The sequence below is a fragment of the Streptomyces sp. NPDC002133 genome, assembly GCF_040296405.1.
In the GTDB taxonomy this organism is placed as follows: Bacteria; Actinomycetota; Actinomycetes; order Streptomycetales; family Streptomycetaceae; genus Streptomyces.
Genome location: NZ_JBEOXF010000092.1, coordinates 1 through 22,290, shown reverse-complemented (window position 1 = coordinate 22,290; position 22,290 = coordinate 1). Strand labels below are relative to the sequence as shown.

The window sequence follows — 22,290 nt, the reverse complement described above, 5'->3', positions numbered from 1 at the left end:
GAGACGACACTCGGGCCCTCGGACTGCCCGGCCTCGGCCTTCGACAACGAAATGGGCCGCCGACTTCGTCGGCGGCCCATCAAGAAAGATCGAGGCTAAGGCACCTCGCCGCGGCTGCGGGCGTTCGCGTAGGAAGTCGCCGCGCTGAGGCGCTCCGCCGCGGTGGCGATGCGCAGCGCGTCGGGCGGGCAGTCCCATTCGCGGCCGCCGCCGATCGGTCTGAGCTGGACGTACGGTCCCTCGTGGCCCATGACCTGCCCCACCTGCCCATTGCTCGTGTCGATCACGTACGACCCCACGGCCGGTGCCGTCATAGCCCCGCCTCCTCCCGCGGTCCGGGCAGCGCGGCGGCCATCCGGCGCGCGGTCTCGACCGTGCAGCGACCCAGCTCGACCAGCACCCTCGGACTCCGGCCGGCGCATGTGACCGGGTCCAGTCCGAGCGACGGCAACGTCACTCCGGCCCGGGCCAGTGCACACCTCAATTCCGCCACAGCCGCCTCGGCGTCCTGGAGATGGTCCATTTCTTCCACGGCGCTCCTCTCGTCATGCCTCGGATTCCTTTTCTTCCTTCCCCTCATGAGTGTGAGGACACAGACCTAGAATCGGCAGACATACGCGCGCTACAACTGCTCGGCAGCACAAAGGAGTTAATCCATGGCCAACGCAGGTATGAGGCGAGGGACGGGGTCCAGGCTGGCGGCCTGGGAGTTCTTCGGGCTGGAGCTCAAGGCCAGGCGCGAGATGGCGGGGCTGACGCAGGGGGAACTGGGGCGGCGGGTATTCGTATCCGGGGGCTACATCGGCCAATTCGAACAGGCTATTCGGAAGCCACAGAAGGATGTAGCGACCAGGATTGACGAGACGCTACAAACCGACGGTTTTTTCGAGCGAATGTGGACGAAGCTGATCGCCGATTCGCCGTACACCGAGTACTTCGCGCACGTGGCGGAGCTTGAACAACTGGCGACGAAGATCTGCGAGTACGCGCCTGCGGTGGTGCCCGGTCTGCTTCAGACCGCCGGGTACGCCCGCGCGGTGTACCTGGCGAGCAACCCGCTCGCCGACGAGGCGTACATCGAGGAGATGGTTCGGGCCCGCATGGACCGTGCCCCTGTCCTCAACGACGCTACACGGCCGGTGTATTGGGCCGTCCTGCACGAGGCCTCGCTCCGTATCACGGTGGGCGGTCCGGCCGGGATGGCCCGGCAGTTGGACCACATCGCGGTGATGGCGCGCGAGCGTAAGGTGCTGGTGCAAGTGCTTCCGTTCTCGGCCGGGGCGCACCCGGCGATGGGCAAGACACTGAAGCTCCTCGAGTTCGAGGACGCCCCGCCAACCGCCTATACGGAGGCCATGCTTTCGGGAAATCTGCTGGACGATCCGGCCGTAGTGAAGCGCACACAGGCGCATTACGATCTGCTCAGGGCCGCCGCGCAGTCGCCGGAGGCGTCCCTGGCCCTGATCGAGTCGGTGGCGGAGGACTACAGACGATGCGCGAGTACGACCTGAGCACCGCCCGTTGGCGCAAGAGCACCTACAGCGGCGGCGACGGCGGGGAGGATTGCGTCGAGGTCGCGTACGCCTTCCCCGGCGCGGCCGCTTGGCGCAAGAGCACCTACAGCGGCGGGGATGGCGGCGAGTCGTGCGTCGAAGTCCTCGACGACATCCCCGGCGTCGTCCCCGTCCGTGACAGCAAGACCCCCGCCGGCCCCGTCCTCGTCGTCACGGCCGCCGCCTGGGCCGCGTTCGTCGAGGGGACCGTCAAGGGACGCTGAGTTTGCGGCGGACCTCGGCCTCGCGGATGTGGTCGCCCAGGTCCGCGTACGCCGTCGCCGCGCGGAGGTACTCCGCGTCGGCGCCCGCCTCGTTGCCCTGCGCGAGCAGGTTGTCGCCCATCGCCTCGGCCGCGGCGGCGACGCCCGTGCCGTAGCCGACGCGGTCGAAGGCGGCCAGGGCGGCACGGTGGTGGTCCGCGCCCGCCCCGTACGCCCACCGGCGCTCCTCCAGATAGCCCAGCTCGCGCAGGGTCCAGCCCTCCCCTACCGCGCGGCCGTGCCGCCGGTAGGTCACAAGGGCCGACCTCAGGCACCGCTCGGCGGCGGTGAGGTTGCCGGTCTGGACGTAGGCCGAGCCCAGGACGCGCCGGGTGTCGGGGCAGCCCGTGAGGGGGACGGCCGCTTCGAGACATGTGATCGCCTCGTCGGGGCGGCGCCGGTCGAGGTGGAGGGCGCCGAGGCCGCGCAGGATCTCCGCCTCGCCCGTCGGCCCGCCCAGGGCGCGGCTGCTGTCCAGGGCCATCTGGAACTCACGCAGCGCGGCGTCGTAACGGCCCGCCCGGTGCAGGGCGTCTCCGAGGAGTCGGCGGGTCTCGATCTGTTCGGCGCGAGCGCCGCTTCGGTGCTGGACGGCGATGGACATCCGCAGATGGTCCACGGCCTGTTCGTAGCGGCCCTCGCGCCGGTAGGCGTCGCCCAGGCCGCGCAGCGCGTGCGCCGCCCAGCCGTGCTCGCCCGCCCGGCGGGCCGCATCGAGGACGGCCGACCACATGGCGATGCGCGGGAGCTGGCTGGGCTCGTCCCGCAACCGGCTGTCCGCCGTGGTCGCCAGGTGGTGTGCGGCACCGTGGAGGCCTTCCCGTACTCCGGCGCGTACGAGAAGGGAGACGGCGGTGGAGTCCTCCGGACCGGCGGCGAGGAGCCGTTCCAGGGCGGCTCGGCACTCGGCGGGTGCCGTGTCCCGTTCGAGTCGCTCGGCGGCGAACCGGCGTATCAGCGCATGGAGGCGGTACGCGTCGGGGCCGTCGGGCTGCGCGAGTTGGGCGGCTGCGAGGCGCTGCAGGCCCTCGTGGGCGGCCTGATGCGGCCAGCCTGCCGCTGCGGCGGCGATACGGACGGTCAGGCGGGGGCCGGGGTACGCGCCGAGGCTGCGGAGCAGGTGACGGTCGGCGCCGGTCAGCGTGGCGTAGGCGATCTCGAAGGCGGCGCGGGCGGGCACGTCGCCGACGTGGAGGGCGTCGAGGCGGGCCCGTTCGGCGTTGATGCGGTGGGCCAGCTCGGACGGCTGCCCGCCTACCGCGGCGGCGATACGGACGGCGAGGGGGAGCCGGCCGCAGCTGCGGACGAGGCCGTCGGCCAGGTGCGGGCCGGTGGGTGGGATGTGCCCACCCTCCCCCATGGCCCTTCCGGCATGGGTCGTACCTCCACCTGCCCCGGAGCTTTGTCCGGGAGGTACCGCCGGCGGAGCCCCCGGCGGGACGATCGCCCACAACCTTTGGGCGTCCGACTCGGTAAGGGGCTCGAGGGGGAAGGGAGTCGCTTCCGGGAGGTCGGTCAGCGCGTTGCGGCTGGTGATCAGGGTCAGGCAGCCGTCACCGGGCAGCAGCAGAGGACGGACCTGGGGCGCGTCGGTGGTGGCGTCCAGGAGCAGGAGGACGCGGCGGCGCGCGGTGCGGCTGTGGAGGCGGGCGGCGAGTGCGGGAGCCTCGCCCGTCTGTTCCTCCTCGGGCGCGCCGAGGGCGTCGAGGAGGCGTGCCGGTACGTCACCGCGGCCCGAGCCGAGGTCGGCGTACAGCAGGCCGTCGGGGTAGAAGGGGCGCAGCTCGTGCGCGAGGCGGACGGCGAGGGCGGACTTGCCGAGGCCGGGGGCCCCGGTCACGGCTATGGCGCGGTGGCCTGCGTGGACGAGGCGCAGGAGCGTGGTGAGGTCGTCCGCCCGGCCCACGAAGTCGGCGATGGGATCGGGCAGTTCGGCCCCGCGGGTGGTGTCGTGCGTGACGGGAGCGACCACCGGGCCCGCGCCCGGGGCCGGTTCGGGACGGCGAGCGCGTGACCTCCGTACCACCACAACAGCGGCTGTCGCGACGAGGACGAGGGCAACCACGAGCAGCAGCACAGTCCCCCCGTCCCCAACCGCCGTACGTATGCGGCCATTGTGGCGCACACGTACGGCGAAGGCGGAGGGGCTGTGGACAACCCGGCTGCCAGGAGGCCGGCGTTCAGGTGGCAGGCGTTCAGGTGGCCGGAGGGGCGCTCGCACCTCCCGTGCCGCTCACGAGCGGCCATTCGCGGTGGAGGCTGCCCAGCGGAATGCGGTGCCTGAGGACGGGCGTGCCGAAGACGGACAACTGGAGCTGGAGGTTTCCGCTCAGGTCGAAGCCGCCGTGGAGGGCCCAGGTGCCGACGACCGAGCCGGTGCCGTCCGTGGATCCGGTGGCGGTGGCGGTGGCCTCGCCGCGCAGGTACGGGGCGAAGTCGGCGGTGACGCCGACCATGCCGTACAGGCCGATGGAGGCCTCGGCGCCGAGTGCCGTCCTGGCCCGGCCGGCCGCCGTGACCGTCGCCTTGACCGGCGAGCTCGTGACGTCGGAGGCGCTGACCGGGGTCCAGCCCTCGGTGGGCGCGTAGCTGCCGCCGACGCGGAAGTCGCCGGTGACGTTCTGCTCGACGTCCAGGGTGATGCGGCCGTCGGCCTCCACCTGGATGTAGCAGGTGAGGTCGAGGTTCACGACGACCGGCACGGGGCCGACCTGGATCACGGGGTCGGCGTGGAGCTTGGCGAACGGAATCCGCTGTTTGAGGCCGCCCGCTGCGCGGCCCTTGAGCTCCCACCGGGCTGTCCAGTCGCCCGTCAGTCCGAGGAAGTGGTCGTGGGCGGCGCCGTCGTAGGAGAACTCCACCTCGGGTGCGAGCTGGACGAAGCCGTTGACGGACGCGGCGGCGGACGCGGGAGCGCCTTCCGCGGTGGCGACGGCGGCGCCGACGTCGAGACGCAGGCTGCCGAGGGGGAGCTTTGCGCCCTTGGGGCCGAAGGTGGCGCCGCCGGTCCCGGCCCAGGAGAACTTCACGCCCTGCAGCAGGGGTTCAACGTCGACCGAGGACGGGTCGACGGGGATCCGGCCTTTCGCCTCGTCGTCGGCGAGGAGGGCACTGAGGGTGGCCGGCCTGGTGGTGACCTCTGTTCCCCGGTCGGTCTCTCCGACGATGTCGGTGACCTGGGCGAGCAGGCCGTCGGGAGCGCCGGGTGCGGGCGCGCTGGCGATGACGTCGCCGGTCTTGACGGGGGCGTGGGCGGGGTCGGGGCCGGCGTCGGACGGGGTGGCGGCGGGCGTGCCGCTCGGCGGTGCCGTCCGTGGCGTGGATATGACGGCGCGTCCGGTGCGCCTGTCGAAGGAGGCGACCTTGAGCGAGGTCCTGCTCGCGCCCGATCCCCGCCCGCCCGCCCTGGCGACGGCGGTCGGCGTGGGTGTGCCCGTCGGCGCCGCGGCGACGTCGAGCGGCTGGGAGCCGTCGGCGGCGGTCGCTTCGGCAGCGGGGGTGGCACCGGCGGCAGGGCCGGTGGCGGGCGTGGTCGGTGAGGTGGAGCATCCGCTCACGGTGAGGGCGAACGTCGTCAGTGCGACAGGGACCAGGAATCTCCTGGTGAGGGCACGCACGGGAGGTCCTCCGGCGATGGGTGTTGGGGGGTGGCAGCCGTTGCTCGCGGATCCGTCTGTGCGTGGGCTCATGCGTCGGCTCATGCGTCGAGTCACGGGTCGCATCATGGGTCGACACCATGGATCTACTCGCGAGTAACAGTGACCGAAGCATGCCATGCGCACACGCGTTCGTCACATCGATGCGCAGCCAACAACCAAACAGCTACCGGTAGTTGACACCTCATCGGCAAGGAGTGGCGGGAATCCGTCGAGACCTGGCATTCGCGCCACTTCTGGAGCTCCGCCCACCGCCTTAGCGTCGGAGCAGCACAGCTCTCGAGAGGACGGAACATGCTTGCTCAGTTCGTGTTGTTCGACGGGTTCGACCCGCTCGACGTCGTCGCGCCGTACGAGGCGATCGGCACCGGCGGCGTGCTCGGCGGTGACGCGGTTCATGTGGAACTCGTGTCGGCGGAGGGCGTGCGCGAGGTGCCCTCCGGCATCGCGGGAGTCTCCCTGCGGGCCACCGCGCGGCTGGATCCCGAGCGGGCGGACCTCGTCGTCGTACCGGGTGCGGCGGGCAACGTCCTCGACGAGGAGGCGATCCCCGCGGCGCTCGCGCGCAGCCTCGGCACCGAACTGCCGGTGCTGCTCAGGGCGGCCCTGGAGAAGCCCGGCGTCACCGTCGCGACGGTGTGCGGCGGGTCCCTGATCCTCGCGATGGCGGGCCTGATCAAGGGGCGGCCGGCCACGACGCATCACATGGGCCTGGACGCGTTGTGGGGGGCCGGGGCCGTCGTCGTGGACGCGCGGGTCGTCGACGACGGCGATCTGGTGACGGGGGGCGGGGTGACGTCGGGGCTCGACGTCGCGCTGCATCTGCTGGAGAGGGAGGTGGGGCCGCGGGTGGCACACGCGGTCGAGCGGTTGATGGCGTACGAGCGGCGCGGGACCGTCTGGCGCGCGGAGGGGGCCGTGCCGGTGGACGGCGGCGCCGCCGCGTGAGGTCGCGAAGGGACGGGTGTCCGGCGGGCGCCTGCGGCCCGCTCCTTCCCGCCCTTTGCCGAACCCGTGGCGAGCCCTCGGACCCCTGAGACGGACCCGTACCGTCCAGGGGGCCCGGATGTCCGTCCTCCAACCCCGGACGGGCTCTTACGAGCCCTCAGCACGCCCCGGCGCCCGGGGTCACGAGCCCCGACTCGTAGGTGACGATGACGAGTTGGGCGCGATCGCGGGCGCCGAGTCTGCCCATCGGTTTCGGGTGCGTCCTCGGCGAAGACGGCCAGCTCGGTCCAGCCTTCCGCGGTGCGTCCGCGTTCGGCGGCGGCCACGCCGTCGGTCGCGCGGGCCGCGGCGAGCGCCTGGTCGGCGGTGCCGGCCGGGGTGATCACGCTGATCGGCTGGCTGCGGCCCTGCTACGTCGAGGGCGTGCGCGCTGCCGCGAGCAGCCGCGCGGTGTCGTCCGCGCGCAGCCGCAGTGCGTTGCCCACGGTCGTCAGCACGTCGCGCTCCGCCGGGCTGTACGGCCCGTCGGCGAGGGCGATCCGCGCACCCTGCAGCAGGATCGATTCGCGGCCCGCCGGGGCGAGGTGCGGTGCGAGGGGTTCCAGGGCCTCGTGGAGCTCGATGGCGAGGGCGGCGCCGCACGGCCCGGTGTCGGTGACGAAGCGGCCGGTGTCGGCGGCGAGCGCCTCGATCATCGTCGTCAGCTGGTCCTCGGTGCAGTCGACGATCCCCGCGGCGCGGACCGTGGCGACCGCGGTCTCCCTGACCGTGCGCGAAGAGGTGCCTCCGGCCGCGAGGACGGCGAGGGCGACCGTGTGGACGGCGTCGCGGAGCATCGCGGAGAAGCGGGCGGTCGTCGGATGGTCGAGGGCGTCGGTGCCGAAGTGGGCGTGGCAGGCGGCGCATTCGAGGACCGGGCCGCTGAAGCCGCGTGGGAGGACAGGGATACCGAGGACGGTGAAGCGGCGCCTGCCGGTGCGGCGGCGGTAGTTCCGGTCGCCTCCGCATGCGGAGCAGAAGAACTCCCCGTCGCCGATGGTGGTCCAGGACGTGCGGACACCGAAGACACAAATGGGACGAATGCCGTTGATGCTTGGTTTTCGGCCACGTTGTCCTCGGGCTGGCAGCACGTCGCACCTCCGTCACTCCCCCGTCGCCCTTCGGGCAGGGGGTGCCCCACGGCAACATTGCCGCATTGACGTGATGTTAGCCACATCGTTGATGTGACGACAGCACCCGGGAGCCAGATCGCCCGGACATGGCCGAACCCCGCCCCCATGACAGGGGCGGGGTTCGTGAGGAGGTACTAGCGCGCCGCGCGGTTGACGGCCGAGACGACCGCCTTCAGCGACGCACGCGTGGTGTTGGCGTCGATTCCGATGCCCCACAGGACCTTTCCGTCGATGGCGCATTCGATGTACGAGGCGGCCTGCGCCGAGGCGCCCTCGCTCATCGTGTGCTCCTGGTAGTCCAGGACGCGGGCGTCGACCCCGATCGTGTTCAGCGCGTCGATGAACGCGGAGATCGGGCCGTTGCCGGAGCCGGACAGGACGGTGTCGGCGCCGTCGACGACCGCGTCCACCGTCAGGGTGTCCGTGCCGTCGGTGTCCGACGTGCTCTGGCCGGAGCGCAGCTGGATCCGGCCCCAGGGGTTGTCCGGGTTGGGCAGGTACTCGTCCTGGAAGACCGACCAGATCTCCTTCGGCGTGATCTCGCCGCCCTCGGCGTCGGTCTTGGCCTGAATGATGCGGGAGAACTCGATCTGCATGCGGCGCGGCAGGTCCAGCTTGTGGTCGTTCTTCAGGACGTACGCGATGCCGCCCTTGCCGGACTGCGAGTTGACGCGGATGACCGCCTCGTAGGAGCGGCCGACGTCCTTCGGGTCGATCGGCAGGTACGGGACCGCCCACTCGAGATCGTCGGTCGTCACGCCCTGACCCCGTGCGGCCGCGTCGGCCTCCATGGCGTCGAAGCCCTTCTTGATGGCGTCCTGGTGGGAGCCGGAGAAGGAGGTGTAGACGAGGTCGCCCGCGTAGGGGTGGCGCGGGTGGATCTCCATCTGGTTGCAGTACTCGCTCGTGCGACGGATCTCGTCGATCTGCGAGAAGTCGATCTGCGGGTCGACGCCCTGCGAGAACAGGTTCATGCCCAGGGTGACCAGGTCGACGTTGCCGGTCCGCTCGCCCTGGCCGAACAGGCAGCCCTCGATGCGGTCGGCGCCCGCCATGATGGCCAGCTCGGCGGCGGCGACGGCGGTGCCGCGGTCGTTGTGCGGGTGGACGGACAGGCAGACGTGCTCGCGGCGGGTCAGATTGCGGGACATCCACTCGAAGCGGTCCGCGTGCGTGGACGGCGTCGACCGCTCCACGGTGGCGGGCAGGTTCAGGATGACCTCGCGGCCGGGGCCGGGCTGCCAGACGTCGCAGACGGCCTCGCAGACCTCCAGGGCGAAGTCCAGCTCGGTGTCGGTGAAGATCTCCGGGCTGTACTGGTAGCCGAAGTCCGTCTCGTCGCCGAGCAGCTTCTCCGCGTACTCCATGACCAGGCGGGTGCCGTCGACGGCGATCTGCTTGATGTCGTCCTTGGAGCCGCGGAAGACGACCCGGCGGAAGACGGGTGCCGTGGCGTTGTAGAGGTGGACGGTGGCGCGCTTCGCGCCGATCAGGGACTCGACGGTGCGCTCGATCAGGTCCTCGCGGGCCTGGGTCAGGACGGAGATGGTCACGTCCTCGGGGATGGCGCCCTCTTCGATGATCGACCGTACGAAGGCGAAGTCCGTCTCACCGGAGGCGGGGAAGCCGACCTCGATCTCCTTGTAGCCCATGCGGACGAGCAGGTCGAACATCTCGCGCTTACGGGCCGGCGACATGGGGTCGATCAGGGCCTGGTTGCCGTCGCGCAGGTCCGTGGACAGCCACCGCGGCGCCTTGGTGATCCGCTTCTCGGGCCAGGTGCGGTCCGGGATCGACACGGCCTCGTACCGGCCGTACTTGTGGATCGGCATGCCGGAGGGCTTCTGGGCGTGCGTCGTGTTGGTGATCGGCGTGGGCCGGCCGATCCACTGCGACTGAGACATTGCGTAGGGCTCCTCGGTGTCCTGCTGGGGGACGGCCGACTGTGTCGAAGCAGCACCAGACTCCGCGGGGAGGGGGTCGGCCTACGACTACAGGCCCTCGCCGCGGCAGCTAAGAAGAAGCAGCCCGAAACGCATGATGCGGACGAGCCTAGCTGAGCCCGGGCGTGAGCGCCGGTCCTGTTTCAGTATGCGGGACGAGCGATCAATAACGGCAAAGTAACGCCCAAATGTGACTTATCACCCTATTTGGTGACCAATAGCTCACTCATCATGGTCGCATCTAGTGACATCACCATGACCGAGTGCCACATTGCCAGACATGGATTCCTCGACGCCACCGGCCCTGTCCCCCGTCTTCTGCGGCATCGTGCCGCCGCACCTCCTCGACAGGCTCGCCCGCTCCGACGACCCGGCGATCTCCGCGGCCGCCCGCCGCACCCTGGTCGCGGACGCCGCACAGCGCACCAGCCGCCGCCTGACCACCGTCATCGGCGCCCCGGCCCCCGCCCAGCCGGTCGTGGACGGGCCGCAGCGCACCCTCTACGACGCGGAGCACAGGACGGAGCTGCCCGGCACGAAGGTGCGCGGCGAGGGCGACGAGCCGGGCCGGGACGCGACCGTCAACCGGGCGTACGCCGGCCTCGGCGCGACCTTCGAGCTGCTGCTGTCCGCGTACGGGAGGAACTCCATCGACGGCGAGGGCCTCCCGCTGATCGCGACCGTCCACTACGACGAGAACTACGGGAACGCCTTCTGGAACGGCGAGCAGATGGTGTTCGGCGACGGTGACGGCGAGATCTTCCTCGACTTCACCGTGCCGGTCGACGTCATCGCGCACGAGCTGGCCCACGGCCTCACCCAGTACACGGCGAATCTCACGTACTTCGGCCAGCCGGGCGCGCTCAACGAGTCCGTGTCGGACGTGTTCGGCTCGCTGGTCAGGCAGTACACCCTCGACCAGACCGCCGACGAGGCCGACTGGCTGATCGGCGCCGGGCTTCTCGCCCCGCGGGTGACGGGCGTGGCGCTGCGGTCGATGAAGGAGCCGGGCTCGGCGTACGACGACGACGTGCTCGGCAAGGACCCGCAGCCCGCGACGATGGACGACTACGTCCGTACGGGACGGGACAACGGAGGGGTGCACATCAACTCCGGCATCCCCAACCACGCCTTCTACCAGCTGGCCACCCGGCTCGGCGGCAGGGCATGGGAGCGGGCGGGGCAGATCTGGTACGACGTGATGGTCTCGGGGTCCCTGGAGGTCGACGCGTCCTTCACCGACTTCGCCAGGGCCACCGTCGCGGCGGCGGCCGCGCGGTACGGGGAGGGCGAGGAGCAGGAGGCGGTGCTCAAGGCCTGGTCGCAGGTCGGCGTACCGGCCAACTGAGGCGGATCGGCGCGGGACGGGTTAGACAGGACCCATGCGTATTCAAGTGCGACGCACGGGTGGTTTCGCCGGCATCGAAAAGGTCGCCGAGGTGGACACCTCGGCCCGCGCCGATGCCCAGGAGTGGCATGCCCTGGCCGAGCGGGCCGTGAACGACTGCCGGGGCACCCCGCCGGTGGGGGTACCGGACGGATTCCAGTACCAGCTCACCGTGGACGGGAAGACGGTCTACTGCGCCGATCCAAGGCTCACCGAGGAGCAGCGCAAGCTGATCTCGATGGTCCTCGAGGAAGGCTCCTAGGAGAGGCGGCGCGGAAAGGCGCCGTCCAGGACGGCCCGGGATCTCAGAAGCCGAGCCTGCGCAGCTGCTTGGGATCCCGCTGCCAGTCCTTCGCCACCTTCACGTGCAGGTCCAGGAAGACCGGCGTGCCCAGGAGCGCCTCGATGTGCTTGCGGGACTTGATGCCGACCTCCTTGAGGCGGCTGCCCTTCGGGCCGATGATGATGCCCTTCTGGCTGGGGCGCTCGATGTAGACGTTCGCGTGGATGTCCAGAAGCGGCTTGTCCGCGGGGCGGTCCTCGCGCGGCAGCATCTCCTCGACGACCACCGCGATCGAGTGCGGCAGCTCGTCCCGTACGCCTTCGAGCGCGGCCTCGCGGATCAGCTCCGCGACCATGACCTGCTCGGGCTCGTCGGTGAGGTCGCCCTCCGGGTAGAGCGGAGGGCTCTCCGGCATGAGCGGGACGAGCAGGTCGCCCAGCAGCGCGACCTGCTTGTCGCCGACCGCCGAGACGGGGACGATCTCCGCCCACTCGATGCCGAGCTCCTGGCCGATCCGGTCGACGGCGATCAGCTGCTCGGCGAGCGTCTTGGAATCGACCAGGTCGGTCTTGGTCACGATCGCGACCTTCGGGGTCTTCTTGATCCCGGCCAGTTCCTTGGCGATGTATCGATCCCCCGGACCGATCTTCTCGTTGGCCGGAAGGCAGAAGCCGATCACGTCGACCTCGGCCCAGGTGGTCCGTACGACATCGTTGAGGCGCTCGCCGAGGAGCGTGCGCGGCTTGTGCAGTCCGGGGGTGTCGACGAGAACGAGCTGTGCGTTCAGGTCGGGGCGGTGCACGATGCCGCGGACGGTGTGTCGGGTGGTCTGCGGCCGGTTGGAGGTGATGGCCACCTTCTGGCCGACCAGAGCGTTCGTGAGGGTGGACTTGCCCGCGTTGGGGCGGCCGACGAAACAGGCGAAGCCGGCGCGGTGCGGCGCCTCGGATCCAGGGGTGTGAACGCTCATGCGGGCCATTCTCCCCGATCCGCGGCCCCTCACGTACCGCGCGTCCCCGCCGGGCCGCCGCCCTCACGCATCGCGCACCCTCCGGTGCCGTACGCGCAGCCACACCGCCGTGCCCGCGCCCGCCGCCGACAGGACGCCCGCGACCAGCCAGGGCAGGGCGAAGAAGGACACCGCCGAGGACTCGCGCACGTCGCGCGCACTCGCGGTCAGCGTGACCTCGCCCCAGTCGAGCTGGGGAGCTCCCGCCCACCGTTCGGTCAGCCGGATCTTCTGGCGCGGCAGCAGTTCGCTGGGGATCTTCGGCAGGTCGCGGGCCAGGAGCGTACGGCCGAAGAGGCCCTCGGCGCGGAGGGCGACCTTGGGGTTGAGCGTGACGTTGCCGCGGTTGTGGAGCGTGTACGAGATGAGCGCGCTGCTCTCGCCGGTGCCCGGGACCAGCGGCCGGTCCGGGGCGTACCGGACGTCCTCGACGGACAGAGCGGCCATCGTCGGTCCGTTCACCCGTAGGTAGATCCGGGCGCCGACGGCCCGTTGGATGCCGACCGCGACCGATTCCCCGGACCCCGCGGCGACGCGCTCGTCGAGGGCGACGACGGCGCCGGGGTGGTCGCCGGGCTCGGCGGTCTCGGGGACGGTGAGGGTGTAGGGGACCGTGACCGAGGACCGCGCGGGGACGGTGACCCGGTCGCGTTCCGGTTTCGCCCAGGCGCCGACGCCGTGCTGGCGCTCCTTCCGGGTGCGTACGGCGAAGCCGCCGTCGCGTTCGGTGTTGTACGCGTCGGCGGCGTACAGCCGGAAGGTCAGCGGGGCGGCGGTCTTGTTGCTGACGGTGACCCGGTCGGTGAGCGTGGTGCCGGGCGTGGCGAAGAGATAGAAGTACGGGCGGCTGCCGAGCGCGGAGGCGGCGGGCTCGACGGACCACTCGCCGTTGTCGGCGGCGTGGGTGCCCGGGGCGCCGTACAGGAGGGCGGTCAGGGCCAGGAGGAGTGCGGACAGCTTTCGCACGGTTGCGGAACCCCCGGGGGTCGGGGCGGGCCGACCGGGTGCGCGCCCGGCCCGCCTGGTGGTCACGTGAGCGTCAGCGTGAGCACTGCGGCGTAGGCGCCCGGGGCCGTGAACGCCGGGACGTCCAGCGACACCTTCGCGCCCGCGGTGAACTCACCGCCGGTGAACGCTCCGTCGGGGGCGGAGGCCAGGGTCGCGCCGGTGTTGCCGACGACGCCCGCGGAGCCCGCCGCGCAGGTGCTGGGGCTGCCCGCCTTGGTGGTGCAGGACGGGGTCCAGGAGAGCTTGCCCGCGTCGATCTTTCCGCCCGGTCCGGTGAAGTCGGTGACCCTGCCGGTCAGGGACCAGCCCGCGGGGCCGCCGCGGAAGTCCTTGACCGTCACCGCGTTCAGGTCTCCGGTGGCGGCGCCACCCTGGCCGAAGTCGACGGACGTCAGCGGGACGGAGTCGCCGGCCTGGGTCATGGACAGGGTGCCCGCCTTCACCGAGGAGGTGATCTGCTGGGTGAGCGGGGGCACGTCGCCGACGAGCGTGTACGCCGCCGGGCCCGCGCCCTTCGCCGGATCCCAGCTCGCGCCCTCGAAGGCGACGATGCCGACGGTCGCCGGATCGTTGATCTTCGGCCGGAAGGTGAAGCTGCCCGAGGCGTTTGCCTTGGCGGTGATCGTGTCGGCGGTCGGTCCGGAGCCGTTCCACCCGGCCACGGTGACATCGGCGTTCGCGGTGAACTCGGCCCCGGTGACGGTCACCCGTTCGCCGGGCTTCCCGGAGGCCGCGCTGAGCGTGATGGTGCGCTCGTTGACCGGGCCGCCGTCGTCCGTCGCGATGATCGTCTGCGAGACGGGGGCGGGCGGATTCGTCACCGTGCAGGGGGTGTCCAGCTCCATGATGTAGCTGGTGTGGATGTTGTAGTCGCCCGGCGAGAGGGTGATCGAGCCGGGCGCGGTGACCGTGAACGTCCCGGTCATCGAGAACGGCGGGAACTCGCCCTTGCCCGGCACCGGCGGGTTCTTCTTCGGGCCGGTGACGGTGACGCTGCCGCTCTGGGCGCCGCCGAGGGCGACCTTGCCGCTGGGCGTCATGATGTCGGCGGGGAGCGCGAGGTCCACCGGGTTGCTCGCCGCGGGCTTGGTCACCGTGTAGGTGACGGTGACCGTGTCGCCGACCTTGGGCGCGGCGTTGTCGACGGTGATCTCGGCGGTGGTGGTGCCGTCGATCGGCGGGATGCCGGCGATGGGCGGCGGCACGCAGTGCGTGGGGAAATCCACCGCCACGGACGCCGTCGCCTGCGCGGCGGCAGGCGATGCCGGCACCCCTGCCACGGTGACCGCGAGCGCGGTCACCCCCAGGGCTGCCGCCCATCGGCGTCTTCGGCCGGCAGATCTTCGGTTCGGCGGACCTGAGAAGGCCATGATTACCCCCTCCTGAGGGTGTGGATGCAGCGGCTCTTCTGCTCTTCTGCACCTACGGGGGGCCATTGACGACCGGTGGGCGGAAGAAGTCAATGGAATCGAAATGTCCCGACTGATGGGCCATCAGATACTGTCAGCTTCCTCGGCTTCCCCGCATTCGGGGGCTTGCCGGTACTCACCGGATGACAGATCAGCAGAAGCAGGGCCGCCACCCGGAGGGGCGGCGGCTCTTTCGCGCCTGGCCTGGTTCAGTCGGCGACGGACTCGCTCGACTGCGAGGTGACGGCTTCGCACTCGACCGTCGTGCCGAAGATCTCCAGCGTGAGGGCGGTGCCGCCGAAGTACGAGTCGAGCGTGTCACCGGCCGCGAAGCTGCTGGAGCTCGTGAGTGGACCGCTGGTGAACGGGTTGAACGCCGGGCTGGCAGGGCTGGAGCTGCCCGTGAACGTGGCGGTTCCGGGGCCGCCGTCCAGGGTCAGGACGAGCGTGGTGGTCGCGTCGCCCGCACCGATGGGGAGGGGCGTCACGACGGACGTGCTGACGGTGATCGTGATGCTGCCGCCCGACTGTGTGGCGTGGAGGTCGGCGTCGCCACCGCCGAAGGCCCCGCAGTCGTACTCCGCGGTCGCGTCCGCCGGCTGGACGGCCGCTGCGGCCGGCGCGAAGACCAGACCGGTCACCGCGAGCGCCCCCGCGGCCAGTGCCGCACCGATGCCGAACCTGCTGCTGCGTCTCATTCGATTCCCGCTCCCTTGTCAGGGAGTTGGCCGTATGCCGCATTCCGGGCGCACAGATCCGCGCGGTGGACTCCCACCGGACCCGCCGTCCGGTCGTACGGGCATGCGGGCGCGGCGCTGCAGGGCTGCGTGACGGTGTGCGCGAACCGTCCGCGGGCGGGGTGCGCACGCCATACGGAGGGAGGACGGCCGACCGCGGTCCGGGGCTGCGGCTCGCGCCCCGTACCTGGCCGCCCCAGAATCTGACGGTCCGTCGGAAACTGCTGTTATTGATGCGCAGTGGAGCAGCGATTGCAAGAGAAAGCCGCTTGATTCTTCGACGTACGTGACACCGGGACGCTACTGTCCGGTCGGTGAGCAGGCCGCCTCCGGTCGGCGGCGGCGCATCAGCAGGTCACGAAGGTGCGCGTCAGCCGGCCGTGAGGGCGAGCCGCACCGATCCGTCCGGGCCCGCCAGCAGTACGGGGGTCTCGGGACCGCCCAGGTCGCGTACCGCCGCGCGGTCGGCGTCCGCCGCGGTCTCGGCCTCGGTCACCACCGCCGCGGCCTCCAGTGACTTCGCACCGCTGGCGACCGCCATCGCGACCGCCGTCTGCAGCGCACTGAGCTTCAGCGAATCCAGCGCCACGGTCCCCGCGACATACGTACGCCCGGTCTCGTCCCGTACGGCCGCGCCCTCCGGCACACCGTTGCGGGCGCGTGCACTGCGGGCGAGCGTGATGATCTTGCGGTCCTCGGGGCCAAGCTCGGTGCTCTCAGTCATGTGCCGAGCATAAGCCGGGGGTCCCCGGCCGACTCCCGGCGCCCCGGGGGCCGCGGGCCCGGCAGGATCCTGAGGACGGGCCCCGCCCTCAGGGCCGGTCCAGGCGGAGCCGCTCCGCCTTCGGCAGGCCCGCGACGACGAGGTCGTAGGAGTCCTCGACGAGCTCGCGGACCATGCGGGCCGGGAGCCCGTCCACCGTCACCGTGTTCCAGTGGCGCTTGTTGAGGTGCCGGCCGGGCACGATTTCCGGGTGCTCGGCGCGCAGCCGCACCGCCTCGTCCGGGTCGCACTTGAGCCCGATCCTCAGCGGCCTCGCCTCGAGATCGGTGATCGCGAACATCTTGCCGGCGACCTTGAAGACCGACCACTCGGGGCCGAAGGGGAACTCCTCCACCGACGCCGTCTGCTCCAGACAGAAGGCCTTCAGTTGCCGCGCGGTCAGCCGGTCCGTCACGAGGGCTCCACCAGCACCGTGACGATCTTGTTCCGGCGGCCGGCCGGCGACTCCGCGGTCAGCCGCAGGGAGCGGCCGTCCGGCAGCTCCACCACCGCGCTCGCGCCCGCGATCGGGACGCGCCCGAGGGACTTGGCGAGCAGACCGCCGACGGTCTCGACGTCCTCGTCGTCGAACTCGTCGAGACCGAACAGCTCACCGAGGTCACCGACGTCGAGCCGCGCGGTGACCCGGTAGCGCGAGTCCCCGAGCTCCTCCACGGGCGGCAGCTCCCGGTCGTACTCGTCGGTGATCTCGCCGACGATCTCCTCCAGGATGTCCTCGATCGTGACGATGCCGGCGGTGCCGCCGTACTCGTCGATGACGACGGCGACGTGGTTGCGCTCCTGCTGCATCTCTCGCAGCAGATCGCCCGCGTTCTTGGTGTCCGGCACGAAGGCCGCCGGCCGCATCGCCGTGGAGACCAGCTCGGCCTCCGCGTCCCGGTTGATGTGCGTCTTGCGGACGAGGTCCTTCAGATACACGATCCCGACGATGTCGTCCTCGTTCTCGCCGGTCACGGGAATCCGGGAGAAGCCGGAGCGCAGGGCGAGGGTGAGCGCCTGGCGGATGGTCTTGTAGCGCTCGATGCAGACCAGGTCGGTGCGCGGGACCATGACCTCCCGCACGAGGGTGTCGCCGAGCTCGAAGACGGAGTGCACCATGCGGCGTTCCTCGTCCTCGATCAGCTGCTCCTGCTCGGCGAGGTCGACCATCGCGCGCAGCTCCGCCTCGCTCGCGAACGGGCCCTTGCGGAAGCCCTTGCCGGGGGTGAGCGCGTTACCGATGAGGATCAGCAGCTGCGGCACCGGGCCCATCACGCGGGCCAGCGGGAGCAGGACGTACGCCGCGGCCGTCGCCGTGTTCAGCGGATGCTGGCGGCCGATGGTGCGGGGCGAGACACCGACGGCGACGAAGGAGACGAGGACCATCACGCCGATGGCGACGGCCAGCGCCTCCCAGGTCTCGGGGAACTCCTGCAGACAGGCGTACGTGACGAGGACCCCTGCCGCCATCTCGCAGGCGACCCGGACGAGCAGGGCCACATTGAGATAGCGGGTGGGGTCGGACGTGACCTGGACGAGGCGCTCCGCGCCGCGCCGACCGGAGCGCAGCGCCTCGGCGGCGCGGAAGCTGGAGACGCGGGCGATGCCCGCCTCGGCGCACGCCGCCAGCCACGCGACGACGACGAGGAGGACGGCGCCGATGATCAGTTGGGTGCTCATGAAACGGTCGGCGCCGGGGACGGGCCGGTCAGACCCTTCTCCGAGCGCCAGCCGTCGACGATCGCCGCCTGCAGGCCGAACATCTCGGCGCGCTCGTTCGGCTCCTCGTGGTCGTAGCCGAGGAGGTGCAGCACTCCGTGGACGGTGAGAAGTTGGAGCTCCTCGTCCATGGAGTGCTGGGTCGGCGCCTCCTCGCCCTGCTTACGGGCGACCTCGGGACAGAGCACGATGTCACCGAGGAGCCCCTGCGGGGGCTCCTCGTCGTCCTTGACCGGCGGGCGCAGCTCGTCCATCGGGAAGGACATGACGTCGGTCGGGCCGGGTAGGTCCATCCACTGGATGTGGAGCTGCTCCATGGCCTCGTCGTCCACGACGATCACCGAGAGCTCGGAGAGCGGGTGGATTCGCATCCGCGCGAGCGCGTAGCGGGCGATGTCGAGGATCGCCTGCTCGTCGACCTCGGTGCCTGACTCGTTGTTGACGTCGATCGACATGGTGCTGACCGGTTCACTTCCCGTTGGTGCCGTTACGGCTGTCGTACTGCTCGTACGCGTCGACGATACGGCCGACGAGCTTGTGCCGGACGACATCCTGCGACGTCAGCATGGAGAAGTGCACATCCGGGACGCCGTCCAGGATCTCCCGGACCTGGCGCAGACCGCTCTTGGTCCCGCCGGGCAGGTCGACCTGGGTGACGTCACCGGTGATGACGATCTTCGATTCGAAGCCGAGACGCGTCAGGAACATCTTCATCTGTTCCGGGTTCGTGTTCTGCGCCTCATCGAGGATGATGAACGCGTCGTTGAGCGTGCGGCCCCGCATGTACGCCAGCGGCGCGACCTCGATCGTGCCCGCGGCCATCAGACGCGGGATCGAGTCGGGGTCGATCATGTCGTGCAGTGCGTCGTAGAGCGGCCGCAGATACGGGTCGATCTTCTCGTAGAGCGTGCCGGGCAGGAAGCCGAGCCGCTCGCCCGCCTCGACGGCCGGCCGGGTCAGGATGATCCGGTTGACCTGCTTGGACTGGAGCGCCTGGACCGCCTTGGCCATGGCGAGGTACGTCTTGCCCGTACCGGCGGGGCCGATGCCGAAGACGACCGTGTGCTTGTCGATCGCGTCGACGTAGCGCTTCTGGTTGAGGGTCTTGGGCCGGATGGTGCGGCCGCGGCTGGAGAGGATGTTCTGCGTGAGGACTTCGGCCGGGGTCTCGTCCGGTCCGTTGCCGTTCTCGCTCGCCCGGAGCATGGCGATCGAGCGTTCCACTGCGTCCTCCGTCATCGGCTGTCCGGTGCGGAGCACCAGCATCATCTCGTCGAACAGACGCTGGATCAGTGCGACTTCCCGCTCGTCGCCGACCGCGCTGACCTCATTGCCCCGGACATGGATGTCGGCCGCCGGGAAGGCCTTCTCGATCACGCGCAGCAGGGCGTCACCCGAGCCGAGAACGGTCACCATCGGATGCTTGGCGGGGACGGTGAAGTGGGCTCGTGCCTGCCCCGGCGCTGGGGTCTGGGCTGTGGGTGTCTGAGTCATGGGCCGGCTCTGTGGCCTGCACATACCTCCCGTTGCAGGGTTCTCGCTGCTCGACAACCTCTGGAACACCAAGCGTACGACCCCGCACGGACACTCCCGAAGCGTTTTTCCGCACGCATCCGCCGCCGACGCGCCCCGGGCCCGGGCCGGTCGGCCCGGAAGGGCCCACGGGCCTCACAGCCGCATCGGCGATCCAGCCTCGCGGCAGCACGGACGGGCCGCCGGCACGGGCCCGGGCCGGCGGGATCACGCGGAGCGGCGGAAGCCGATCGTCGGCACCGCGCGCCGCAGCGGCCACGGGCGGCAGGACGCGGGCAGCAGCCCGCCCAGGAAGCCGTAGCGGGCGAGCGCCTGCGGGTCCTGGTCGGCGCATCCCTGGACCCGCTGCCACCAGGCCGCCACCTCCGACCAGCCGGGTGCGGAGAGCGAGCCGCCGAACTCCTGCACCGACAGGGCGGCCGTCAGTCCTGCGAAGGCCAGCCGGTCGGCGAGCGGCCAGCCGGCGAGCGTGCCGGTGACGAAGCCCGCCATGAAGACGTCGCCCGCTCCCGTCGGGTCCAGCGCCTCGACCTCGATCGCCGGGACCTCCGCGGTCTCGCCGGTGGCGCCGTCCACGGCGTACGCGCCCTCCGCACCGAGCGTGACGACGGCGACCGGCACCCTCTCGGCCAGTACGCGCGCGGCAGCGCGCGGGCAGTCGGTGCGGGTGTAGCGCATCGCCTCCTGGGCATTGGGCAGGAACGCCTCGCACAGCTCCAGCCCGGGGAGGGAGGCGAGGTCCCAGCGGCCGGTGTCGTCCCAGCCGACGTCGGCGAAGATCCGGGCGCCGCGCGCGGCCGCGTCGGCGATCCAGCCCTCGCGGCGCCCCGGTACGAGCGAGGCGACGGCGGCCCGTGCGCGGGGCGGGCCGGCGGGGACGGTGTTGTCCGGGTTCTCGGAGGGCGGGGCCTCGTGGCCGTGCGAGACCATCGTCCGCTCGCCCTCGTAGGCCATGGAGACCGTCACCGGGGAGTGCCAGCCGGGGACGGTCCGGGACAGCGACAGGTCGATGCCCTCGCCCTGTTCCAGCGCGTCCCGGCAGTAGTCGCCGTAGTGGTCGTCGCCGAAGTCCGCGGCGAGGGAGGTGTGCAGGCCGAGGCGGGCGAGCGCGGTGGCCATGTTGGCGACGCCGCCGGGACTCGAGCCCATGCCGCGCGCCCAGGACTCGGTGCCGCGGACGGGGGCGCTGTCGAGGCCGGTGAAGATGATGTCGAGGAAGACCGTGCCGGTGAGGAAGACGTCGCACGCGGGGTCGCCGTCGCCGCGGACGGCGCTCAGCGGGTCGACGTGCTCGCCGCTCAGCGGGTCGACGCGCTCGCCCGGCGCGAGGGCATCGGGGGTCAACGGGTGGGCACCGGAGGTGCGTTGCAGGTGTCCGTCGGGCGTGATCACGGCGGCTCCCGGAATGCGGCGCAGAGCTGTGCGGAGCGGTACGGATCTGGCCAGTGTGCCTGATTCCCGTCCGTCGTCACGGGTTGCGGCGCAGGAAAATCCAACGCGCCTACCCCTGTGATTCCGGAGCAAACGAAATGTGTCCTGGCTCACAGCATCCCGGCTTTTCCGCGGCCGGGGGCACTTGATACAAATTGGCGCGCGTTCCCGTGCAACACCGGGCGCTCCCCCCTCGTACCGCTCTCCGTTCCCGGGAACGCCCATGCCCTCGAGCCCGCGCGCCGCGTGGCCCCTGGTCGCCGTCTTCGCCGCCGGTTACCTCGCCGCCTACCTTCTGCCGACCGTCGTCGGCCGGCTCTCCGCCGGACTCGGTCTCACCCCCGCCGAAGCGGGTCTCGTCGGCTCGACCCTCCTGTTCCATTCGGCCGTCGCCGGTTTCGTGCTGGCGTCGCGGGTCGAACGGTACGGGCCTCGGCGGCTGTCCAGGCTCGGCCTGTTGCTGGCCGTCGGCGGGTACGGCGCCGCCGCGCTCACCTCGTACGTGCCCCTGGTGGTCGTGGGGGTGGCGGTCGGCGGGCTCGGCTCGGGCACGGCCACGGCGGTCGCGGCGGCCGGGATCGCGACGCAGCGCGATCCGCACCGGGCCTCCTCGCTGGGGCTGCTGGCGGTCTCGGCGACCGCGGGGGCGCTGTATCTGACGATCCCGCGGCTGGGGGGCGGGCATGTGCTGCCGTTCGCGGCGCTGGCCGTCGCCGCGGCCGCGGTGTGGCCCGCGACCGGGCGGCTGGAGGCGGCTGAGGGCTCCGTCGCGGGCCCGGCCGAGGCACAGGGCCAGGCCGCGGCTCACGGCCTGGTCGCGGTCAGGCCGCGTGCGCCGCTGCCCAGGCGGCGTTCGGGCGCCGTTCTGGCGGGCGCGATGTTCTGCTGGTCGATGGCGCAGAACGCGCTGTGGGGCGTCAGCGGGCGGATAGGCACCACCCAGGCCGGTCTGAGCGAGGTCACCGTCGGCGCGGTCTTCGCGGTCGGGCTGGGCGCGGGGCTCGCCGGGGTCATCGGAGCGGGCGCGCTGGGTGCGCGGCTCGGGCGGGCGGTCCCGATCGGGGCCGGTACGGCGCTGATCGGCGCCTGCATCGTGGTCAGTTCGTCGGCACGGGGGTTCACGGACTTCGCGGTCGGCGAGGTGGCGTGGAACGTCTTCTACCCGGTGGTCCTGTCGTATCTGATCGGCCTCGCCGCCTCGCTGGACCCGCGCGGGCGGTGGGCGGTGCTGGTGGGCTCCGCGTCGTCGCTGGGCGTGGCGTGCGGGCCGGTGACCGGGAGTGTCCTCTCGGAGCACGCGGGGTATCCGGGCATGGGCCTCGTGCTGTGCGTGCTGCTGCTGGCCGTGGCGGTGCCGATGACCGCGGTGGCCCTGCACACGTCGGGCCGGCCGCCGGACTGCTCGTGACGGTCAACTCCGACGACCCCGCGTACTTCGGCGGCTACGTCGGCGACACCTTCCACGCGGTCCGCGAG

At 71.4% G+C, this 22,290-nt stretch carries 21 protein-coding genes and 2 pseudogenes; 6 read left to right on the top strand and 17 right to left on the bottom strand.

The window, feature by feature from the left end; all coding sequences use genetic code 11:
- Positions 1-95: 95 nt before the first annotated feature.
- Together ABT078_RS40190 and ABT078_RS40185 are read right to left on the bottom strand one after the other, a co-directional pair.
- Positions 96-314, bottom strand: coding sequence for a hypothetical protein (locus ABT078_RS40190; RefSeq protein ID WP_351237011.1), 219 nt, complete (start codon positions 312-314; stop codon positions 96-98).
- Positions 311-523, bottom strand: a complete 213-nt coding sequence (locus tag ABT078_RS40185; RefSeq protein ID WP_351237019.1) for a hypothetical protein — start codon at positions 521-523, stop codon at positions 311-313. The genes ABT078_RS40190 and ABT078_RS40185 overlap by 4 nt, the downstream gene beginning before the upstream one ends.
- Before the next feature lie 133 nt (positions 524-656).
- On the opposite strand from ABT078_RS40185, the gene ABT078_RS40180 reads away from it, so the two are divergent.
- Together ABT078_RS40180 and ABT078_RS40175 are read left to right on the top strand one after the other, a co-directional pair.
- The gene (locus ABT078_RS40180) at positions 657-1,511 is read left to right on the top strand and encodes a helix-turn-helix domain-containing protein (RefSeq protein ID WP_351237009.1); all 855 of its coding nucleotides are present in this window, start codon (positions 657-659) and stop codon (positions 1,509-1,511) included.
- Complete coding sequence (locus ABT078_RS40175; RefSeq protein WP_351237007.1) at positions 1,493-1,777, top strand: DUF397 domain-containing protein; 285 nt, start codon at positions 1,493-1,495, stop codon at positions 1,775-1,777. Before ABT078_RS40180 ends, ABT078_RS40175 begins: the two co-directional genes overlap by 19 nt.
- Here ABT078_RS40175 and ABT078_RS40170 read toward each other — a convergent pair.
- A complete protein-coding gene (locus tag ABT078_RS40170; RefSeq protein ID WP_351237005.1) occupies positions 1,764-3,893 on the bottom strand; it encodes a tetratricopeptide repeat protein in 2,130 nt (709 codons plus the stop codon). The genes ABT078_RS40175 and ABT078_RS40170 overlap by 14 nt on opposite strands.
- A 118-nt stretch (positions 3,894-4,011) precedes the next feature.
- Positions 4,012-5,433 carry a hypothetical protein gene (locus ABT078_RS40165; protein ID WP_351237003.1) on the bottom strand — a complete coding sequence of 474 codons (1,422 nt, stop codon included), beginning with the start codon at positions 5,431-5,433 and terminating at the stop codon, positions 4,012-4,014.
- 333 nt (positions 5,434-5,766) lie between these two features.
- Here ABT078_RS40165 and ABT078_RS40160 point away from each other — a divergent pair, with 333 nt between their 5' ends.
- Entirely contained in the window at positions 5,767-6,420 is a 654-nt protein-coding gene (locus ABT078_RS40160; RefSeq protein WP_351237001.1) for a DJ-1/PfpI family protein, read from the top strand.
- Between the two features lie 157 nt (positions 6,421-6,577).
- Here the strand turns inward: ABT078_RS40160 and ABT078_RS43005 are convergent.
- The 3 genes and pseudogenes from ABT078_RS43005 to leuA all read right to left on the bottom strand — a co-directional run.
- Positions 6,578-6,667, bottom strand: a pseudogene (locus ABT078_RS43005) (DNA-binding response regulator); the annotation flags it as partial.
- 163 nt (positions 6,668-6,830) lie between these two features.
- The gene (locus ABT078_RS40155; RefSeq protein ID WP_502981543.1) at positions 6,831-7,550 is read right to left on the bottom strand and encodes a TerB family tellurite resistance protein; all 720 of its coding nucleotides are present in this window, start codon (positions 7,548-7,550) and stop codon (positions 6,831-6,833) included.
- Between the two features lie 176 nt (positions 7,551-7,726).
- On the bottom strand, positions 7,727-9,496 hold the full coding sequence (gene leuA / locus ABT078_RS40150; protein ID WP_351236999.1) for a 2-isopropylmalate synthase: 1,770 nt from the start codon (positions 9,494-9,496) through the stop codon (positions 7,727-7,729).
- 319 nt (positions 9,497-9,815) lie between these two features.
- Between leuA and ABT078_RS40145 the strand changes: the two genes are divergently transcribed.
- Positions 9,816-10,883, top strand: a complete 1,068-nt coding sequence (locus ABT078_RS40145) for a M4 family metallopeptidase (RefSeq protein WP_351236997.1) — start codon at positions 9,816-9,818, stop codon at positions 10,881-10,883.
- 34 nt (positions 10,884-10,917) lie between these two features.
- Positions 10,918-11,184 (top strand): protealysin inhibitor emfourin, encoded by a 267-nt coding sequence (locus tag ABT078_RS40140; RefSeq protein WP_351236995.1) that lies wholly within the window; start codon positions 10,918-10,920, stop codon positions 11,182-11,184.
- Between the two features lie 43 nt (positions 11,185-11,227).
- Here the strand turns inward: ABT078_RS40140 and era are convergent, their stop codons facing one another.
- The 10 genes from era to ABT078_RS40090 form a co-directional block, all read right to left on the bottom strand.
- Positions 11,228-12,184 carry a GTPase Era gene (gene era, locus ABT078_RS40135; RefSeq protein WP_351236993.1) on the bottom strand — a complete coding sequence of 319 codons (957 nt, stop codon included), beginning with the start codon at positions 12,182-12,184 and terminating at the stop codon, positions 11,228-11,230.
- Between the two features lie 54 nt (positions 12,185-12,238).
- On the bottom strand, positions 12,239-13,180 hold the full coding sequence (locus ABT078_RS40130; protein WP_351236991.1) for a WxL protein peptidoglycan domain-containing protein: 942 nt from the start codon (positions 13,178-13,180) through the stop codon (positions 12,239-12,241).
- 62 nt (positions 13,181-13,242) lie between these two features.
- Positions 13,243-14,592, bottom strand: coding sequence for a WxL domain-containing protein (locus tag ABT078_RS40125; protein ID WP_351236989.1), 1,350 nt, complete (start codon positions 14,590-14,592; stop codon positions 13,243-13,245).
- A gap of 248 nt (positions 14,593-14,840) precedes the next feature.
- Complete coding sequence (locus ABT078_RS40120; RefSeq protein WP_351236987.1) at positions 14,841-15,329, bottom strand: hypothetical protein; 489 nt, start codon at positions 15,327-15,329, stop codon at positions 14,841-14,843.
- 409 nt (positions 15,330-15,738) lie between these two features.
- Positions 15,739-16,092, bottom strand: coding sequence for a cytidine deaminase-like protein (locus tag ABT078_RS40115; RefSeq protein ID WP_351236985.1), 354 nt, complete (start codon positions 16,090-16,092; stop codon positions 15,739-15,741).
- 88 nt (positions 16,093-16,180) lie between these two features.
- Positions 16,181-16,534 (bottom strand): MmcQ/YjbR family DNA-binding protein, encoded by a 354-nt coding sequence (locus ABT078_RS40110; RefSeq protein WP_351237015.1) that lies wholly within the window; start codon positions 16,532-16,534, stop codon positions 16,181-16,183.
- A gap of 8 nt (positions 16,535-16,542) precedes the next feature.
- On the bottom strand, positions 16,543-17,811 hold the full coding sequence (locus ABT078_RS40105) for a hemolysin family protein (RefSeq protein WP_351236983.1): 1,269 nt from the start codon (positions 17,809-17,811) through the stop codon (positions 16,543-16,545).
- Entirely contained in the window at positions 17,808-18,305 is a 498-nt protein-coding gene (gene ybeY, locus ABT078_RS40100; protein WP_351236981.1) for an rRNA maturation RNase YbeY, read from the bottom strand. The genes ABT078_RS40105 and ybeY overlap by 4 nt, the downstream gene beginning before the upstream one ends.
- 13 nt (positions 18,306-18,318) lie before the next feature.
- The gene (locus tag ABT078_RS40095) at positions 18,319-19,344 is read right to left on the bottom strand and encodes a PhoH family protein (protein WP_351236979.1); all 1,026 of its coding nucleotides are present in this window, start codon (positions 19,342-19,344) and stop codon (positions 18,319-18,321) included.
- Positions 19,345-19,590: 246 nt separating this feature from the next.
- The gene (locus tag ABT078_RS40090; protein ID WP_351237013.1) at positions 19,591-20,685 is read right to left on the bottom strand and encodes a carbohydrate kinase family protein; all 1,095 of its coding nucleotides are present in this window, start codon (positions 20,683-20,685) and stop codon (positions 19,591-19,593) included.
- A 352-nt stretch (positions 20,686-21,037) separates the two neighbouring features.
- On the opposite strand from ABT078_RS40090, the pseudogene ABT078_RS40085 reads away from it, so the two are divergent.
- Positions 21,038-22,207, top strand: a pseudogene (locus tag ABT078_RS40085) (MFS transporter); the annotation flags it as partial.
- Between the last annotated feature and the right edge of the window lie 83 nt (positions 22,208-22,290).

Coding starts and splice junctions, on each gene's coding strand:
- ABT078_RS40125 (WP_351236989.1), bottom strand. CDS start 14,592: ATGGCCTTCTCAGGTCCGCCGAACCGAAGATCTGCCGGCCGAAGACGC.
- ybeY (WP_351236981.1), bottom strand. CDS start 18,305: ATGTCGATCGACGTCAACAACGAGTCAGGCACCGAGGTCGACGAGCAG.
- era (WP_351236993.1), bottom strand. CDS start 12,184: ATGGCCCGCATGAGCGTTCACACCCCTGGATCCGAGGCGCCGCACCGC.
- ABT078_RS40160 (WP_351237001.1), top strand. CDS start 5,767: ATGCTTGCTCAGTTCGTGTTGTTCGACGGGTTCGACCCGCTCGACGTC.
- ABT078_RS40180 (WP_351237009.1), top strand. CDS start 657: ATGGCCAACGCAGGTATGAGGCGAGGGACGGGGTCCAGGCTGGCGGCC.
- ABT078_RS40185 (WP_351237019.1), bottom strand. CDS start 523: ATGGACCATCTCCAGGACGCCGAGGCGGCTGTGGCGGAATTGAGGTGT.
- ABT078_RS40145 (WP_351236997.1), top strand. CDS start 9,816: ATGGATTCCTCGACGCCACCGGCCCTGTCCCCCGTCTTCTGCGGCATC.
- ABT078_RS40095 (WP_351236979.1), bottom strand. CDS start 19,344: ATGACTCAGACACCCACAGCCCAGACCCCAGCGCCGGGGCAGGCACGA.
- ABT078_RS40140 (WP_351236995.1), top strand. CDS start 10,918: ATGCGTATTCAAGTGCGACGCACGGGTGGTTTCGCCGGCATCGAAAAG.
- ABT078_RS40120 (WP_351236987.1), bottom strand. CDS start 15,329: ATGAGACGCAGCAGCAGGTTCGGCATCGGTGCGGCACTGGCCGCGGGG.
- ABT078_RS40175 (WP_351237007.1), top strand. CDS start 1,493: ATGCGCGAGTACGACCTGAGCACCGCCCGTTGGCGCAAGAGCACCTAC.
- ABT078_RS40190 (WP_351237011.1), bottom strand. CDS start 314: ATGACGGCACCGGCCGTGGGGTCGTACGTGATCGACACGAGCAATGGG.
- ABT078_RS40115 (WP_351236985.1), bottom strand. CDS start 16,092: ATGACTGAGAGCACCGAGCTTGGCCCCGAGGACCGCAAGATCATCACG.
- ABT078_RS40105 (WP_351236983.1), bottom strand. CDS start 17,811: ATGAGCACCCAACTGATCATCGGCGCCGTCCTCCTCGTCGTCGTCGCG.
- leuA (WP_351236999.1), bottom strand. CDS start 9,496: ATGTCTCAGTCGCAGTGGATCGGCCGGCCCACGCCGATCACCAACACG.